The 16402-nt window shown below is 67.5% G+C and carries 16 protein-coding genes; 1 reads left to right on the top strand and 15 read right to left on the bottom strand.

Features of this window, described 5'->3' with window-relative positions; translation table 11 throughout:
• Position 1: 1 nt before the first annotated feature.
• The 6 genes from IWH25_RS08335 to nosZ form a co-directional block, all read right to left on the bottom strand.
• On the bottom strand, positions 2-877 hold the full coding sequence (locus IWH25_RS08335) for a 4Fe-4S dicluster domain-containing protein (protein ID WP_203388844.1): 876 nt from the start codon (positions 875-877) through the stop codon (positions 2-4).
• Positions 874-2247: a nitrous oxide reductase family maturation protein NosD gene (nosD, locus tag IWH25_RS08330; RefSeq protein ID WP_203388843.1), complete on the bottom strand. Its 1374-nt coding sequence runs from the start codon at positions 2245-2247 to the stop codon at positions 874-876. Before nosD ends, IWH25_RS08335 begins: the two co-directional genes overlap by 4 nt.
• Positions 2248-2278: 31 nt before the next feature.
• On the bottom strand, positions 2279-3265 hold the full coding sequence (locus IWH25_RS08325) for a hypothetical protein (protein ID WP_203388842.1): 987 nt from the start codon (positions 3263-3265) through the stop codon (positions 2279-2281).
• A gap of 188 nt (positions 3266-3453) precedes the next feature.
• On the bottom strand, positions 3454-4194 hold the full coding sequence (locus IWH25_RS08320) for a c-type cytochrome (protein WP_203388841.1): 741 nt from the start codon (positions 4192-4194) through the stop codon (positions 3454-3456).
• Positions 4195-4310: 116 nt separating this feature from the next.
• Positions 4311-4622 (bottom strand): c-type cytochrome, encoded by a 312-nt coding sequence (locus tag IWH25_RS08315; RefSeq protein WP_203388840.1) that lies wholly within the window; start codon positions 4620-4622, stop codon positions 4311-4313.
• Positions 4623-4704: 82 nt separating this feature from the next.
• A complete protein-coding gene (gene nosZ, locus IWH25_RS08310; protein WP_238999043.1) occupies positions 4705-7005 on the bottom strand; it encodes a Sec-dependent nitrous-oxide reductase in 2301 nt (766 codons plus the stop codon).
• A gap of 229 nt (positions 7006-7234) precedes the next feature.
• On the opposite strand from nosZ, the gene IWH25_RS08305 reads away from it, so the two are divergent.
• A complete protein-coding gene (locus tag IWH25_RS08305) occupies positions 7235-7726 on the top strand; it encodes a hypothetical protein (protein ID WP_203388839.1) in 492 nt (163 codons plus the stop codon).
• Positions 7727-7747: 21 nt separating this feature from the next.
• Here the strand turns inward: IWH25_RS08305 and IWH25_RS08300 are convergent, their stop codons facing one another.
• The 9 genes from IWH25_RS08300 to IWH25_RS08260 form a co-directional block, all read right to left on the bottom strand.
• Positions 7748-8950, bottom strand: a complete 1203-nt coding sequence (locus IWH25_RS08300) for a sialidase/neuraminidase family protein (RefSeq protein ID WP_203388838.1) — start codon at positions 8948-8950, stop codon at positions 7748-7750.
• Entirely contained in the window at positions 8925-11174 is a 2250-nt protein-coding gene (locus IWH25_RS08295) for a TonB-dependent receptor (RefSeq protein ID WP_203388837.1), read from the bottom strand. The genes IWH25_RS08300 and IWH25_RS08295 overlap by 26 nt, the downstream gene beginning before the upstream one ends.
• A gap of 47 nt (positions 11175-11221) precedes the next feature.
• Complete coding sequence (locus tag IWH25_RS08290; protein ID WP_203388836.1) at positions 11222-11638, bottom strand: ExbD/TolR family protein; 417 nt, start codon at positions 11636-11638, stop codon at positions 11222-11224.
• Positions 11639-11648: 10 nt separating this feature from the next.
• Positions 11649-12383: a MotA/TolQ/ExbB proton channel family protein gene (locus IWH25_RS19200; RefSeq protein WP_203388835.1), complete on the bottom strand. Its 735-nt coding sequence runs from the start codon at positions 12381-12383 to the stop codon at positions 11649-11651.
• A gap of 11 nt (positions 12384-12394) precedes the next feature.
• Positions 12395-13069 (bottom strand): energy transducer TonB, encoded by a 675-nt coding sequence (locus IWH25_RS08280; RefSeq protein WP_238999042.1) that lies wholly within the window; start codon positions 13067-13069, stop codon positions 12395-12397.
• The gene (locus IWH25_RS08275) at positions 13066-13572 is read right to left on the bottom strand and encodes a TlpA disulfide reductase family protein (RefSeq protein WP_203388834.1); all 507 of its coding nucleotides are present in this window, start codon (positions 13570-13572) and stop codon (positions 13066-13068) included. Before IWH25_RS08275 ends, IWH25_RS08280 begins: the two co-directional genes overlap by 4 nt.
• Positions 13573-13837: 265 nt before the next feature.
• The gene (locus tag IWH25_RS08270; RefSeq protein ID WP_203388833.1) at positions 13838-14170 is read right to left on the bottom strand and encodes a c-type cytochrome; all 333 of its coding nucleotides are present in this window, start codon (positions 14168-14170) and stop codon (positions 13838-13840) included.
• Positions 14171-14179: 9 nt separating this feature from the next.
• Positions 14180-14506, bottom strand: a complete 327-nt coding sequence (locus tag IWH25_RS08265) for a plastocyanin/azurin family copper-binding protein (protein ID WP_238999041.1) — start codon at positions 14504-14506, stop codon at positions 14180-14182.
• A gap of 114 nt (positions 14507-14620) precedes the next feature.
• Positions 14621-16267 (bottom strand): cytochrome D1 domain-containing protein, encoded by a 1647-nt coding sequence (locus tag IWH25_RS08260; protein WP_203388832.1) that lies wholly within the window; start codon positions 16265-16267, stop codon positions 14621-14623.
• Positions 16268-16402 lie beyond the last annotated feature (135 nt).

Here is a 16402-nt window from a genome sequence, read left to right as displayed (position 1 = left end):
CTCAGGCTTTCCATTCCTGGCGCTCGTCGACGACGATCGCCGCCGGCTCGACCGGGCAGATCATCTCGCAGACGCCGCAGCCGACGCATTGTTCGAGCACCACCGGGCGATGGCGCTTGCTGCCGTCCGCGCCGGTGAATTCCTCGAGCTTGATCGCGTCCTGGATCGGGCATTCGCTGACGCAGAGGTCGCAGACCGCGCGCTCGTAGGGATGGTCCCTGACCGGCACCGGCTTCCAGCGGTCGACCTCCATGTAGCGCATCGTGCCCTTGAAGTTCGCGCCGCGCGCCTGCCCCTTGAAGCCCTTGCCCTGCACCGCGAGGCAGGCCTCGGGATGCGCCAGGCGGGCGACGCCGATGCGCTCCTTGAGGTTCAGCGTCGGCTCGGCGTCCTTGGCCTTGGCCTTCAGCACCGGATCGCGGGACAGCTTCATGCCGGCGCGCTTCTGCGCGAATTCCGGCTTCTTGTAGGTCAGCGCGCCGGTCGGGCAGGCGAGGATGCACTGCACCGCGTCGCACGAGAAGTCGCAGGCCTGGTTGCGCGCGTCGATGTAGGGGACGCCGATGCCGAAGCCCTCGTCGAGATCGCCGAGCTTGATCGCCGCCACCGGGCAGACCTGCACGCACTGCCCGCACTTGATGCAGGAGGACAGGAAGTCGTGCTCCTCGAGCGCGCCGGGCGGGCGCAGCCGCGTCTTCTGCGCGCTCGCCACCGGAATCCAGCCAGCCAGCGAGACGCCGACGACGCCGCAGGCGAGCGCGGCGGTACGGATGAAGCGGCGCCGAGCCGCCTCCTTCCTGACCGGCGCTTTCGGCCGCTGCGCGCCGGGCGGCGGCTGCAGTTCCTCGTCGTCGCTGCGTTCGGGCAGCTCGCTCATGATTTGGCTCCGGCCGGCTTGTTGAAGATCGGCGCCTCGTCGCGCAGGATCAGCGTCGGCGTCGAGAACGGCGCCAGCCGCTCGAGGAAGTCGAGCGACTCGAGCACCGGCGAGTTGCGGAAGAAGCGCGCCGCGGGGAATTCCATCCAGATCTGGTCGGCGTAGGCGTAGTGCTCGTGCGCGCGGTCGCCGACATTGTCGCGGTTGCGGTCGAAGCCCTGGTAGTCGTCCCAGTAGTTGCCGCGCCAGCGGTTGCTCATCGCGCCGGCGGCGCCGTCGACGGCGACGTGGCTCATGTTGCCCTCGAAGCTGTTGCCCTCGATGACGTGCCCTTCGCGGTCGGAAACGAAGCGGATGCCGATGACGTTGAAGGCGATGCGGTTGTTGCGGATGACCAGCGTGCTGCCCGGCTCGAACGGCGAGATGTCGCTGGTGATGCCGGTGCCGCAGTAGATGATCTCGTTGCCCTCGACGACGACGTCGGAGGCTTCCTTGAAGCCGATCGCCATGCCGGTGGCGCCGGTGGCGTGCGAGAAGACGTTGTTGCGGATGGCGCCGCCGCCGGAGTACATGACGTAGACGCCGACGGCGTTGTCGTAGAAGCGGTTGCCCTCGACGATGTTGCGCGCGGCGAACATGAAGTGGATCGAGTAGCGGCTGCGGCGGCCGACGTTGTTCAGGTAGAGGTTGTCGTTCGAGTACCAGGCGACCATGTCGCGCGAATCGACGATCTGGTTGCCCTCGATGCGGTTGTTGCTGCTGTACCAGAGGCGCAGCGCATCGCCGCGGGTACCGAGGTCGAAGGGTTTCGAGGAGATGCGGTTGTCGCGGACGACGTTGCCGTTGGCGAGCTTCAAGTCGATGCCGAACAGGCAGTTGTCGATCGTCACCCGCTCGACCGTGTTGTTGTGCTTGCGCAGGTTGAGACAGGCGTCGTCGCTGTCGTGCGAGGCGCCGGAGTTGGTCAGGCGGATGTCGCGCAGCGTCGATTCGCCGCCTTCCATGACCAGCACCGTGCCCTTGCCGCCGCCGTCGATGACGACGCCGTTGCCGCCGTCGATGGTGAGCGGCTTGTCGATCACCACCGGGCCGGCGTAGGTGCCGGCCGGCGGCTTCAGCACCGAACCGGCGGGAGCGCGGTCGACCAGGTCCTGGAACCAGGGGATGTCACCGCGGTGGGGCGCCGCCGGACGCGGCGTCGCCTGGTCGGCGCTGCCCCAGTTGGCGGGCTGGCCCATGCCCTGCCCACCCCGGACCGGCGCCGGGTCATCGTCGATCAGCGCGGCGCCGGCGGCGACGCCGGCAGCCAGCGACAGCGCGAGGGCGGCACCGCGCAGGGAAAGCGAGGGAAGCGAGGCGGCGAATTTCATGGAGCCGTGCGGAGGTCGAAAGGCCCGTATTCTATTCGACCGCGCCCTCCCGGATCTGCTTGCGGCGGATCAGCACGGCGAAGAGCAGCGCGAGCATCGCCAGCACCAGCAGGCCGTAGCCCCAGTACGGGTAGGAGAAGGTCGAGAACTGCGCGACCTTGCCTTCGCCGAACACCGTCGGCATGAACGGCTTCACCGTGAACGCGCCCCAGGGGTGCAGGTTGTGGCCGAAGAACCACAGCCAGCCGGCGTAGGTGACGACGAAGAAGACCGGCAGCATGGCCGGCACCAGCGCCAGCAGCAGCGTGAACTGGCGCAGCTTGGCGACGCCGGCGACGACGACCAGCATGGCGACGATCAGGCCGGCGATCACCAGGTGCGTGATGTTGCGCACGTTGTCGCCCCAGACGGCGATCTTCTCCGGCTCCTTGAAGAAGGTGCCGGTTTCCTTGACGTAGTCGGCGACGTGCTTGTCCAGCGCGCCCATGCCGTACTGGTTGACCAGCATCCAGGCGGCGACCGCGGTGAAGCCGGCGGCGAGCAGCGCGAGGCGCGGCTTCTTCTTCGGGATCGCGAAGGCGAGCAGCATCACCGCGAAGAAGGCGAAGAAGAACTTGGCCAGCGGCTTCTCGACCGGCGCCCCGGTGGCGATCGGGAACATGCCGACGTAGTGGTTGATGGTGTTCATTTCGTGCACGCAGTCGAGGCCCTGCGCGCCCTTGTTGACGTCCTGCTTGGCGTCGGTGATCGGGTTGTAGCGCTCGGTGGTGTGGTCGATGTCCTTCTCGATGATCTCGGTCGCCATCCGCGAGCCCTTGGCCGCGGCCTTGCAGCCGTTGTAGACGCCGTCGAAGTGGAAGTGGATGCGGATGCCGTCGGGGAAGGCGTCCTGCGGGTAGTTCGGCGCGGTCAGCGAGACCCACCAGATCGGCGAGAAGTAGGCGGCGACGATCATCGCCAGCGCGAAGAGCGAGAGGGCGGCGACGATCAGGTTCTGTTTGTTGGGTGCTGCGCTCATGGTGCTGTCCTCGTTGCGTTGCTGCCGGGTGCAGGGACTGCGGCCATCGGTCGGGCCGGCTTGGGGGAACCTGCAGGAGCGCGCTGCCTGCGGTCGCGCTCACAGCATATGCTTAATTGCTGATACAGCCTCGGGAGTAAAGCCCGCCATCCGGGAATGGCGGGCTTTCCGTGTGCCGCAGGCGGAACTTACTTCTTCTTCGCCGGCGCGGCGGCCTTCGGCTTGCACATCGAGCCCGGCATCGTCAGGCTGGCCTGGTAGGCGGAGATCGCCACCAGCTGCTCGTTGGTGTAGGGCTTGATGACCTTGACCATGTCCGGGTTGGCGTTGCGGCGATGCCCGTCGCGGATCTCGGTCATCTGGCGCAGCAGGTACTTGTAGTGCTGGCCGGCGATCACCGGGTAGAACTTCTCCTTGTTGCCCTCGCCGTTCTTGCCGTGGCACTCGAGGCACTGCTTCTCGTAGAGATCCTTGCCCTTGGCGACCTGCAGCGACGCGTCGGCGCCCTCGTACTTGCCGTGCTCGACCGGGATGCACAGGCCCTCGATGTAGGCGGCGACGTCGGCCAGCTCCTGCGGATCGGTCAGCGTCGCGGCGAACGGGTACATCGTCGGGTTGTCGCGCAGGCCGGCGCGGATGTCGGCCATCTGCTTGATCAGCACGGTGGTGTGCTGGCCGGCGAGCTGCGGGAAGGTGCCGTCGGGACGGCCGGCGCCGGACGGCAGGTGGCAGGCGCCGCAGACCTCGTAGGCTTCCTGGCCGTTCTTCTTGTCGCCCTTCTTCTGCAGCGCCTCGACCTTTTCGCCCTCCTGGGCGTTCCACTTGTAGTCCTTGCCTTCGATGCCTTCCTTCTTCGGCGCCGGCGGCGCGGCATGGGCAATGCCGAGCGCGAAGATCGACAGCGACGCGGCAATGATCAGCTTCTTCATCAGACAACCCCCTGGTTGGTAATTAGTCACGCGGTGCTACGTTAGCAGGCACGACGAATGGTGTATTTGACGTGAATCAACGGGGCGGGCGGAGCGAAGCCCGCCCGCGGCCGGGCTCAGGGCTTGAGCTTCGACAGGTAGTCGGCGATCGCCTTGATCTCCTCGTCGTTGACGAGGTGCATGACGCCTTTCATCGCGGCGGTCTGGCCGTTGTTGCGCGCGCCGCTCTTGATGTCCTTCATCTGCTGCTCGGCGTAGGCGGCGTTCTGCCCGGCCAGCTTCGGATAGTTCGGCATCAGCGGCTTCTTGCCCTCCGGGCCGTGGCAGGCGTTGCAGGTCTTTTCGGTGTACAGCTTGGCGCCGTCGGCGGCGAATGCGGGCACGGCGACGACAGCGGCGAGGGCGGCGAATGCCATCAGTTTTTTCATGGGTATTCCTTTCTCACAAGAAAACGGGGAGCAGACTAGCGCTGCTCCCCGCGGGTTGGCCTTGCTTCAGATCAAGTCGGTCTTACTTGACCTTCTTGGCGCCGTTCTGCTCCAGGTAGGTCTTCGCGCGCAGACCGAGGTCGGCGGCCTTGACCTGGTACTGCCAGACCTGCTCGGCCCACAGGGTCGCCTGGTTCCAGTCCTTCTTCTTGGCGGCTTCCTCGTGCTTCTGCTTGGCGTCCTTGATCTTGTTCAGCTGGTCGGTGGCGTCGTCCACCATCGCCACGACATCCGGGAAGTCCTTGAAGTTGACGCTGGTGATGTAGCCGACGACCTGGTCGATGACGGCCTGCGTGTCGGCGACCTTCTTCAGCTGCTTCTTGTAGTCGTCTTCCGAATAGACGGCCTTCTCGGCACCGGCGGTCTTGGTCGGCTTCCAGCCCTTCGGCTTGACCAGCAGGTAGCCCTGCATCTCGAGGTGCAGCGCCGAGCAGAACTCCGTGCAGTAGTACGGATAGACGCCTTCCTTGTCGGCCTTGAACTTGACGGTGACCGTCTTGCCCGGCTCGACCGAGGCATGCACGTTGTAGGTCGACACGGTGAAGCCGTGCGTCTCGTCCTGGGCGCGCTCGAGGTTGGTCAGGTGCACCGTGACTTCGTCGCCGACGTCCGCCTCGATCGTTTCCGGCGTGATGTGCGAGCGGATCAGCGTGCCGTAGACCGTGATCTTGTTGCCCTTCTTCTCGGTGCGCTCCTCACCCGCGCGGACCATGCCCGGATGCGGCTTGTCGGTGCGCGAGTCGGTGCCGACCTTGTAGCGGACGCCCGGCTTCAGCTTGCTGGCCTCGATGGCGACGGCGTAGTGCGGCTCGCCGAGCGGCAGCGGCATGTCGTAGAGGAGCTGCATCTTGTCGTTGCTGATGTCGATCAGCTGGTGGTTCTGCGGATGCAGCGGGCCGACCGGGACGAAGCGGTCGATCGCCAGCTTGTTCAGCGCGACCAGGTAGCGGCCCTTCGGATCGACCGAGTCACCTTCCATCGCCATCAGGTGGCCGATGTTGTAGTGCACCGAGATCTTGTCGAGGACCTTGCCTTCGCAGTAGTTCCACTTGACGACCTGCGAGTCGACGTAGAGCGAGGTGTAGGCCACGCACTGCTTGGCGTCGTACTGGGTGTGCAGCGGGCCGAGGCCGAGCTGGACCTGCGCGTGCAGCGCATCCTTCATGCCGATCACCGGGATGCCGTACGGGTCCTTGGACTCGAACTTGCCGGCCTGGATCGCGGCCTGGATCTTCTCGAACGAGTAGACCGAGACGTGCGTGTCGAGCTTGCCGGAGACGGTGATGAACTTGCCGTCCGGGGTGACGTCGACGCCGTGCGGCGACTTCGGCTCGGGAACGAGGAAGAGGATGCCTTCCTTGATCGAGACTTCCATCGGCAGCACGTTGTGGCCGTTGATCTTCTTCGCCTTGCCGGCGGCGACCAGCTCGGCGGCCTTCTTCCAGTTCACGACGTGCAGGTAGTCGGTGTCCTTCGCCGAGCAGCCGGCTTCGTACGGCGGACGGCCCTTCTCGATGCCGCCGACGTAGCGCTCGGTGCAGAACGAGTTGGTGAACGACCAGCCGTTCGACGGGCCCTTGCCGGCGTCGGACAGGTCCTGCGAGTACGGCGGCAGTTCGAGCGAGAACGACTGCTTCGGATCGAGGCGGCCTTCCTTGCGGTCGAACTTCCAGTAGGTGACGCCGCCGCGGTACTTCTCGTTGAACTCCTCGAGCGGCTCGAACTTCTTGTTGGCCAGCGGCGACGCATACTGCGCGGCCTCGATGACGTATTCGGTGTTCGGCGTGACGAAGGCGCCGCCGTGCTCGGACTTGTAGATCGGGTTGACCACGATCTGCTTGGTCTCGAAGTCGCGCAGGTCGATCACGGCGAGGCGCGGGTTGGCCTTGTCGTTGATGAACAGGAACTGGCCGTCGTACTTGCCGTCGGTTTCCGAGATCGCCGGGTGGTGCGTGTCGCCCCAGGTGATTTCCTTGCCGTCGATCTTGCCCTGGTCGAGGACGGCCTTGGAGTTGGCGTCGAAGCCGTAGCCCTGCCAGGGTTCCGGCGTGAACACGCCGATGTACTTGAGGATGCGCATCGACGGGATGCCATACACGATCACCTGACCCGACTGGCCGCCGGAGCTGAAGACGACGAATTCGTCGCGCTTGCCGGTCGGAACGTAGGTCTTGGCCGCCGCGAGCAGATCCTGCTGCGACAGGTTGCGGCGCTTCATCACGTCCTGCAGGGATTCTGCAGAGTACGCGGCGCCGGACGCTGCGAAGCCGACGCCAGCTGCGAGCAGCATGGATACGGCTTGCTTCATACGGGTCTTCATCATTGTTGACTCTCCCATCTTATTGGTAGGGCTTGCTGGCCGGATTGCCATAGGCGGCGGAGGCTCCTGCGGCAATATGTCGCACATGATCCGGATTGGGAGATACCCACACTTTGATTCAGGTCAAGTTTGACGGCCAAACAAGACAACAGAATGCCGACTGGACGCGCTGCACTACAATGACCAGCCAATCCCGGCCGCAGCACCGCGAACCGCCCCTCCGCCGCCCCAGATGAACGACACCGCCCCTTCCGCAAGACCCGCCCGCAGCAAGCTGCTCGTCGACCTGCTCGTGCTCGCCGCACTCGCGGGACTGGGCTTCGCCGGCTACCGGCTGGCGCCGCTGCTGACGCCGAAGAGCGACGTCGCGCTGCCGCTGTCGGACTGCGACCTCGGCAAGACGCCGTGCGCGATCGAACTGCCCGGCGGCGGCCGCGTCGAGGTGGCGATCGATCCGCGCCCGATCCCGGCGCTGAAGCCGCTGAAGCTGCTGGCGGTGAGCAGCGGCAGCGAGGTGCGCAAGGTGGAGATCGACTTCGCCGGCGTCGACATGAAGATGGGATTCAACCGGCCGCAGCTGCAGCCGATGGGCGACGGCCGCTTCGTCGGCCAGGCCAACCTGCCGGTGTGCATCACCGGCAGGATGCAGTGGGAAGCGACGGTGATCGTGGAAACGGCGGGGGCGCTGGTCGCCGCGCCGTTCCGCTTCGAGATCGAGGGCTAGCGGGCGCCGGCCGCCCGGCCTTCAGCGCAGCGGGAAGAGGCGCATCCCCTCGCGCTCGGTGCGCCAGAAGGCGAACAGTTCGCCGCCGCGGTGCAGCGCGCGCGGCTGGTCGGAGGCACCTTCGCTGACGGCCAGTTCGAGCGGACGGAAGCTGGCGCCGCCGTCCGCCGAGATCTCGGCCCGCAAGCGCGTCCGCTCGCCGTCGAACTCCTTCCAGACGATGCCGACCTGCGTGCCGGCGACGGCGAGGTCGGCATGCGCGGCACCGGCGCCGCCGACGCGGCGCTGCCCGGACACCGCCGCCTCCCCGGCTGCCGGCAGGCGGCCGTAGGACACCTGGCCTTCGCCGTCGATCTGGTTGAACCACACCGCGTGCCGCCGGCCGGCGGCATCGACCGCCAGCGACGGGCCGTGGTGCGGGCAGCCGTCGAGCCGCCAGCGGTCGAAGGTGACCCGCTGCGGCGACGGCGTGCCGGCGGCGAGCCGGACCAGCGCGTGGTCGCGCTCGTTCGGGGCGAAGACGTGCCGCCACATGAACAGCGGCGTCCCGTCGCGGTCGACGGCGGCGGCGATGCGGCAGCACTCGCACGAATGGTCGGCCAGCTTCGTCTCCGGCTGGAAGCTCTTCCCGCCGTCGGCCGAGACCGCCGCGTAGACCGCGGCGCCGCGGTAGGCGGTGGCGGCGGCCTTCGCCGCCTCCAGGTCGCGCTTGTCGATCCAGGCGACGACGACCCGGCCGTCGGGGACAACCAGCAGCGACTCGAAGCGGTGCGTGATCTCGGCGCGGTCGCGATGGACGGAGATCGGTGGCAAGAACGTATCGCCGTCGGCGGCGCGGGCGAGGCGGATTTCGCCGCTGTAGGGTTTGCCCAGCGGCCGCGTCCACGACACCAGCAGCGCGCCGTCGGCGGCGAACGCCAGCTTCGGGCGGCCCTCGCCGTCGGCGGCGATCGCTTCCGGCTGCGCATTGACGAGCGCCGGCGCCGACCAGCTGGCGCCCTCGTCGGCGCTGCGGTAGAGGACGACGTGTTCGCCCTGTTTCGCCACTGCGTACAGCGTGCCGTCCGGCGCGAATGCCGCGGAGGTGCCGAGCTCGGGGCGCGCCGCCTTCTTCATCGCCGGCATCGCGTCGGCGGCAGCCGCTGCTGCTGGCAGCAGCGCCGCCGCCAGCAGCGCGGCGAGCAGACGCCGGCCGCGCTCACAGATCGAAACGGACTTCGGCATGGTAGGTGCGCTGCGGATAGGGGTGGAAGGCGTAGTGCTTGTCGTTGCCCAGGTTGTCGACGCCGACAGCGGCGGCGACCTGCCTGGCGATGCGGTAGCTGAGCTTGGCGTCGACGGTGAGGAACTTGCTGTTGCCGCCGTACCGGTCGGCATGGGTGTCGGAGTTGTTCGTGTTGTTGTACTGCGTGCCGCTGTACTTGACGCCGACGAAGCCGGTCCACTTCTCGTCGAAATGGTAGCTGGCGAACAGCGTCGCGCGCCAGTCGGGGACGCGGATCATGCGTTTTCCGACCGAGGCCGGATCGCGGTCGTTTTCGAGGACGCGCGAATGCACGTAGGTGACGCTGCCGCCGAGATCGAGCCCGCGCAGCACGCCCGGCGCCTGGTAGGCGAGCTCGACGCCGCGCGCGCGCAGCTTGTCGACGTTCTGGTTGCGCGTCGTGTTGGTGTAGTCGGTGAAGCTGTACAGCGCGTCGCGGATCGTTTCCTGGAACCACGCCGCGCGCAGGCTGCCGCCGAGCGCGCTGCCTTCGGCGGCGAGCTCGCTGGCGACGATCTTCTCCGGCTGCAGCGACGGATCGCTGATGCGCGTCGTCGCACCCTGCTTTTCGGTCTGGAACAGCTCGGTCACCGTCGGAAAGCGGTAGGCCTTGCCGAACGAAGCGCGCAGCAGCCAGTCGCCGGAGAGGTCGTAGGCCAGCGACAGCTTGGGCGAGGTGGCCTTCTCCTCGCGCTCGGCGAAGCGGTTGTTGCCGAGCGCCGTCGAATAGATGCTGCCGTCGACGGCCTGCCAGCGTTCCTGGCGGACGCCCGCGGTGAGCAGCCAGCGCGGCGCGAACTTCCACTCGTCCTGGACATAGACGGCGTCGGTCTGCGTCCTGCCTTCGTTGCGGCCGGTGAGCGTCGTCCGCGTGTCCTCGTCTCGCCAGCTGGTCGCGTTGTACGTCCGGCTCAGGTACTCGTAATCGTCGCGGTGGACGCCGAAGGTCACGGTGTGTCCGGCCTGGCCGCGCTGCGGCTTCCATACCGCGCGCAGGTCGAGGTTGCGCCAACCGGTGCCGTCGCCTAGGGTCACCGACCCGCCGGCGGAGGTCGCGCTGCTGGCGGAACGCGAGACGTCGGTCGGCGTGCGGTAGATCGAGCCCGCGGCTTCGAGGCGCCAGTCGGGCGAGAGCTGGCTGTCGAAGCTGACGCCGTAGAGGCGGTTCACGGTGTCGCTGCTGCCGGGCGCGAAATGCGCAGCGCTCAGCTTGTAGCGGACGCCGTCGACGAGGATGTTGCCGCTGCTGACCGCGGCACCGGTCGCCGCGTTGCGCAGGTAGTTGTCGACCGAGGTGGCGGAATCGTTGCGCCATTCGGCGAGCGTCAGCGCCAGCCGGGTATCGCGGCTGAAATCGTAGGCCAGGCGCAGCTTGCCGACGTCCTGGATCGTGTGGTCCATGCCGTAGGCGCTGACGATCACGCGGTCGGCGCCGGTCGGGTCCTTGTCGCGGTGGTAGCCGGTGACCGCGGTGCCGCCGACGCCGGGATCGCGCGTCGCGGTGCCGAAGCTCATCGGCTGCCCCTTGCTGTCGAGGTGGTTGCCGAACAGAGAGACGGTCAGATTACCGAAGCGGGCGCCGGCGCTGGCCTGCTCCTGATGGCCGTCGAAGGTCTCGTCGGTGCCGTAGAGCTTGAAGTGCGAGCGGAAGGCCTGCGCGCGCGCGTGCAGCTCGGGCTGCTGCGGCCGCTTCGTCGTCATCAGGATCGTCGCGCCGGCGGAGTTTCCCGGCAGCGTTGCCGAGTACGGCCCGTAGAGGACGTTGACGGTGTCGATTTCCTCGGTGCCGACGATGTTCCAGCGCGGCGCGAAGCCCCAGCTGTTGCCGAGCAGGTTCGACAGCAGCAGGCCGTCGGCATAGACCAGCGAACGTGCGCTCTGCACGGTGCCGGCGGTGCGCGAGGCGACGATCGCGTTGCGGTCGCCGATGAAGCGCTTGCGGATCTGCAGGCTGGGCAGGTACTTCACCGCATCCTCGACGTTGACCGCGTTGAATTCGCGCACCTGCTCGCCGCTCACCTCGGCCTGCGGCGCCGGGCTGCCGGCGGCCACCGTCGGCCGGGTATTCTCGATCGTGATCTCGGACAGCTCACGCTCGCTGGCGGACGCCGGCACGGCAGGAAGCGACAGCGCGGCGAGGATGAGGGCGAGCGGCCGCAGGCCGCCGGGAGGGTTTTGATTCATGCTCTTCTCGTTTCTTTCGGTTGATTCGGTTGTTGCCGGCGCCCGGACTAGCGCGCCGGCTCGGTGACGAAGGCGATCTTCACGATCCCCGCCCGCTGCGCGTCGGCGAGCACTTCGGTGACGCGCTCGTAGCGCGTGCCGCGGTCGGCGCGCAGGTGCAGCTCGGGGTCGCGGCCATTGACCAGCGCCGCGGCGAACACCTCGGGCAGCGCGCTGCGGTGCTGCACGACGCCATCGACGAAGACCTTGCCGTCGCCGTCGATCGCCACCGCGATCAGCCGCGGCCTGTCGTCGAGCTTGGTCGCCGCCACCTGCGGCAGATCGACCGGCACCGCCTGCTGGAACAGCGGCGCGGTGATGATGAAGATGACCAGCAGCACGAGCATCACGTCGACCAGCGGCGTCGTGTTGATCTCGGCCATCGGCTGCGCCGTGCCGCCGCCGTCGAAGGAACCGAAGGACATCGCCGCCTCCTTACGCCGACTTCGCCGAGCGCGCGGCGGCGAGGTCGACCAGCTTGTCGCCGGGGCGGCCGCGCAGGCCGGTGGTCAGGTAGGCGTGCAGGTCGTGCGCGAAACCGTCGAGCCGCGCCAGCGTCAGCCGGTTGGCGCGGGTGAAGGCGTTGTAGGCGAGCACCGCGGGAATGGCGACGAAGAGGCCGGCGGCGGTCATGATCAGCGCCTCGCCGACCGGGCCGGCGACCTTGTCGAGGACCACCTGCGTCGCGCCGGAGAGGCCGACCAGCGCGTGGTAGATGCCCCAGACGGTGCCGAACAGGCCGATGAAGGGCGCGGTCGAGCCGACCGAGGCGAGGAAGGTCAGCCCCGACTCGATCTTGGCCTGCGCCTCGACGATCTGGCAACGCACGGCGCGGGTGACGAATTCGCTCGCCGAGACGCCGGCGCCGATGCCGCGCGCGGCGTGCTGGCGGTGCAGTTCGGCGGCATTGGCGCCGGCGACGGCCAGCCCGGCGAGGACGCCGGTCCGGTCGCCGGCGCGGATCGCGTCGATCGCCGCCGGCAGCGACTCGGCGCCCCAGAAGGCGGCGAGCGCCTTCGCGTGGCAGCGGCGCGCCAGCCACAGCGCATGCAGCTTGCCGGCGATCACCGTCCAGCTGACGAGCGAGAGCGCGAGCAGCACGATCGCGGCGAAATGCGTCACCGCATCGCCCTGCGCCCAGAAGTGCGCCAGTCCGATTTCCATTTTCATGTGCGTTTCCTTTAGTGGCTCAAGGTGAAGTTCAGCGGCACCAGCACCGACGATTCGATGGCCTGTTCGCCCTGGCGGGCGGGGACGAAGCGCCAGCCTTCGACGGCGCGCTTCGCCGCGTCGTCGAGGCGGGGGAAGCCGCTCGACTGCCTGATCTCGACCGCCAGCGGCCGGCCGTCGCGGCTGACCGCGACGCGCAGCACGACCTTGCCCTCCTCGCCCTGGCGGCGGGACAGCGGCGGATAGACGGGCTTCGGGTTCTGCAGGTAATCGGCGTCGAAGCGGGCCGCGGTGATCGGCTGCGGCGCCGGCGCGGCCACCGGCGCCGCGGCGACCGGTTCCGGCTGCGGGGCGACGGCGAAGCTTGCCGGCGCGGCCGGCGCGCTTGCCGCCGCGGCGAGCACCGGCGGCGGCGCGATCGGCTTCGGCGCGGCCTTGGGCGGCAGCGGCTTCGGCGGTTCGACCCGGGCCGGCGTCGGCGGCGCCGGCTCGATCAGGCGCACGGCGAGCGCCTGCACCGGCGCCGGCAGGTCCGGGCGCAGCGCCGCGGCGGCGAGCACCGCCAGCAGCAGCGCGTGCAGCGCGAGCACCGCCGTCGCGGCGGCGCCTCGCCGCCAGCCGGCGGCCGGCGGCGCCGGCGGCGCGTAGTAGGCAGGCGCCGCGACGCGCTCGGCCGCAGCGCTCACCGCACGTGCTCCGCAATCCAGCGTGCCAGGCGCTCGGGCGGCACCAGGCCCGACACCGCCTCGACCCTGTGCTGGCGGTCGAAGAACAGCGTACGCGGCAGCTCGCCGTACCAGCGGCGGTCGATCTCGAAGCGCAGGCGCTCCGGTGCCGGATCGGCGAACACCCACTGCGGCACCGCCGCCAGCCCGAAGCGCTGCGCGAGTTCGCGCACGCGCGGCGACTCGTCGGCGTCGTCGGTCGACACCAGCACGACGTCGAGCGCCGGGTTCGCCTGCTTCAGGCGAGCGAGGGTCTTCAGCTCCTCCGGGCAGTGCGTGCACGAGACCGACCACAGCGCGAGGATGAAGGGCTTGCCCTGGCGCTCGGCGACGATCTTCTGCAGCGTGCCGGCGACGAAGGGGCGGACGGGCTGCTCGGCGGCGCCCGCGCCGAGCGACAGGAGCATGCCGGAGAGGAAGAGGACGAGGGCTCGCGAGAGCCGGGCCGGATAGTGTCGAAGCATCGCCGATACGCGCCAGAAAGTTCGCCGAGAGAAATCAGGAACGGATTCTAGTGCGCGCAAAAGCCGCGCCCCTGCGACATATCGACGCAGATTCGCGGTTTGTCGGCGGGCAAATTTGACGACCGTCAAATCCGCGGAAAATAGTTCCCGCGGCGCTGCGATCGGAAGGAAAAAAACCGCCGCCGTGCCTCAGCAATGCGCTTCGCGCATTACGAAACAGCGCGCTTGGGGGGCGGGTTTTGGCGCAGGCTGGATCAGCGCGCGGTCACTGCTCGGGGAAGCCCTCGATCAGCCGGTCGACGATCCATTCCGCCTCCGGCTCGCTGAGGAAGCGGTGCCACGGCGGCATCGGCGTGCCCGGGCGGCCGCCGACGATGGTGGCGACCAGCGCCGCCTTCGGCACGTCGCGCGCCTTCAGCGCCGCGGCGGTGAGCGCCGGGCCGAGGCCGCCGTTCAGCGTCATGCCGTGGCAGGAACCGCAGTCCTGGCGGACCATGCGCACCAGCTCGCGGGCGCGCTCGGGCGTCGGCTCGGCGGCCGGCACCGCGGCGGCGCCGACCGACAGCGCCGCCAGGAAAACACAAACGACTCGCTTCATCTGCTTCCGTCACTCGACGATCACGCGCCCGGTCATTTCCGGGTGCGGACCGCACACATAGGGGTGCTCGCCCTGGGTTTCGAATTTCATCTGCCAGCTCTCGTCCGGGAACATCGGCTCGGATTCGGGGAGTCCCCGCTCCTTGAACCACACGGTGTGGTAGCCGCGCTTCTCGTAACTCTTCCAGACCACCGTGTCGCCGGCTTTGATCTTGATCTCCTCCGGCACGAACTTGTACTTCTCGATGCGGACTTCGACCGTTTCGGCGGTCGCGGTCCCGAACGGAAGCGCGAACAGCAGGGCGATCGACAGCCGGCGCATGGTCGTTCCTTTCACTCGGGTGGAATGATCCTTCGACCGGGAATTATAGGGGCTTGTTCAAATAAAAAACCGGGAGCCGAAGCTCCCGGTTTTCGGGGGTGCAGTCGAACGCTGCGAACGACCCGACGATCAGTAGATGTCGTGCTGGGTGTTGTAGACGTTGAACTTGCCGGTCGGCGTGACGAGGCGCTTGTCCTTGATCACGGTCTTGACCTTGCGGGTCTTGTCGTCCATCACGACGATCGCCGACGGCTCGGTCTTGTTGCCGGTCCAGACGGAGAACCAGATCTCGTCGCCGTCCTTGTTGTACTCGCCATGCACGACGCGCTGCAGACCCTTGGTCTTGCCCAGGTTGGCAGCGGCGGCGATGTCGATCACTTCCGGCTTCGGATCGGGGTTGGCGAGGTCGGCGATGGTGTACACCGTGACCGAGCCGGCCAGCTTGGGATCCGGGTTCAGCGGGGCATCCGCCCAGATGTTCTTGGACTTCGGATGCGACTTGACGAACAGCGAGTTCGCGCCGTGGTTCTTCACTTCCTGAACGACCTTCCAGGCGTAGTCCTTGTTGCCTTCCGGATCGGTACCGATGAAGGTGATCACGTCGGCGCCGAGGTGCGAGGTCGCCCAGACCTTGCCGTACTTCGGATGGTTGATGTTGGCGCCACGGCCCGGGTGCGGGATCTTGGCGGTGTCAACCAGCGCGGCGAGCTTGCCGGTCTTGGTGTCGACCGCGGCGATCTTGTTCGACGCGTTGGCGGCAACCAGGAAGTAGCGCTTCGACGAATCCCAGCCGCCGTCGTGCAGGAACTTGGCGGAGTTGATCGTCGTTTCCTTCAGGTTGGCGAGGTCCGAGTAGTCAACCAGCTTGATCATGCCGGTTTCCTTGACGTTGACGACCCACTCGGGCTTGTCGTGCGAGGCCACGATCGATGCGACGCGCGGCTCGGGGTGGTATTCGCCATCGACGGTCTGGCCACGGGTCGACACGACCTTCAGCGGCTCGAGCGTTTCGCCATCCAGAACGGCGTAGTGGGGCGGCCAGTAGGCGCCAACGATGGCGTACTTGTCTTCGAAGCCCTTGTACTTCGACGTGTCGATCGAGCGCGCCTCGTAGCCCGACTTCATCGTGGCAACGGTGGTGGGCTTCTCGGTCCACATGTCGATCAGGTCATAGCGACCGTCGCGGCCGATGACGTGCATGTAGCGACCGGAAGCCGAAACGCGGGAGATGTGGACGGCGTAGCCGGTCTTCACGATGCCCCAGATCTGCTTGGTGTCGCCGTCGATCAGCGCCACTTCGCCGGAGTCACGCAGCGTCACCGAGAACACGTTCTCGATGTTCACGTTGTTCATCTTCTTCGTCGGGCGATCCTTGACCGGCACGACCAGCTTCCAGTCGGCCTTCATCTGCTTCAGGCCGTACTCGGGCGGCGCTTCGGCCGGCATTTGCAGATAGGCGGCGAGGTTCGAGATCTGCTTCTTCGACAGGATGTCGTCGAAGTTCGGCATGCCGCCTTCGGTGCCGTAGGAGAGAATCTTTTCCAGGCGGGAGGTGCCGAGCTTGGCGGTGTTGGCCGGCTCCAGGTTCTTGCCGGTGGCGCCCTTGCGCAGCATGCCGTGGCAGCCGGCGCAGCGCTCGAAGTACAGCTTGCCGGCCTCGGCCTTGTCCTCGGCCGACAGGTTCGGCGTCTGGGCGGCGGCGGAGCCGGTGAATGCAGCGGAAACAGCCAGCGGCAGGGCAGCCAGCATCAGGGTGTTGCGTACGAGTTTCTTCATATTTCCTCTCCTCTTATTGAAAAGCGGCGCGCACGGTCGCAATCGGACACCAACGCTGGTCGTAAATGTGCTCCTCTTGATCCCCCCAATCTTTGACTCAAATCAACTATTCTTAGCAAGGTTATTACTAAAGTG

The organism is Azospira restricta (assembly GCF_016858125.1).
GTDB lineage: Bacteria > Pseudomonadota > Gammaproteobacteria > Burkholderiales > Rhodocyclaceae > Proximibacter > Proximibacter restrictus.
This window is presented reverse-complemented; position numbering and strand designations above follow the sequence as displayed.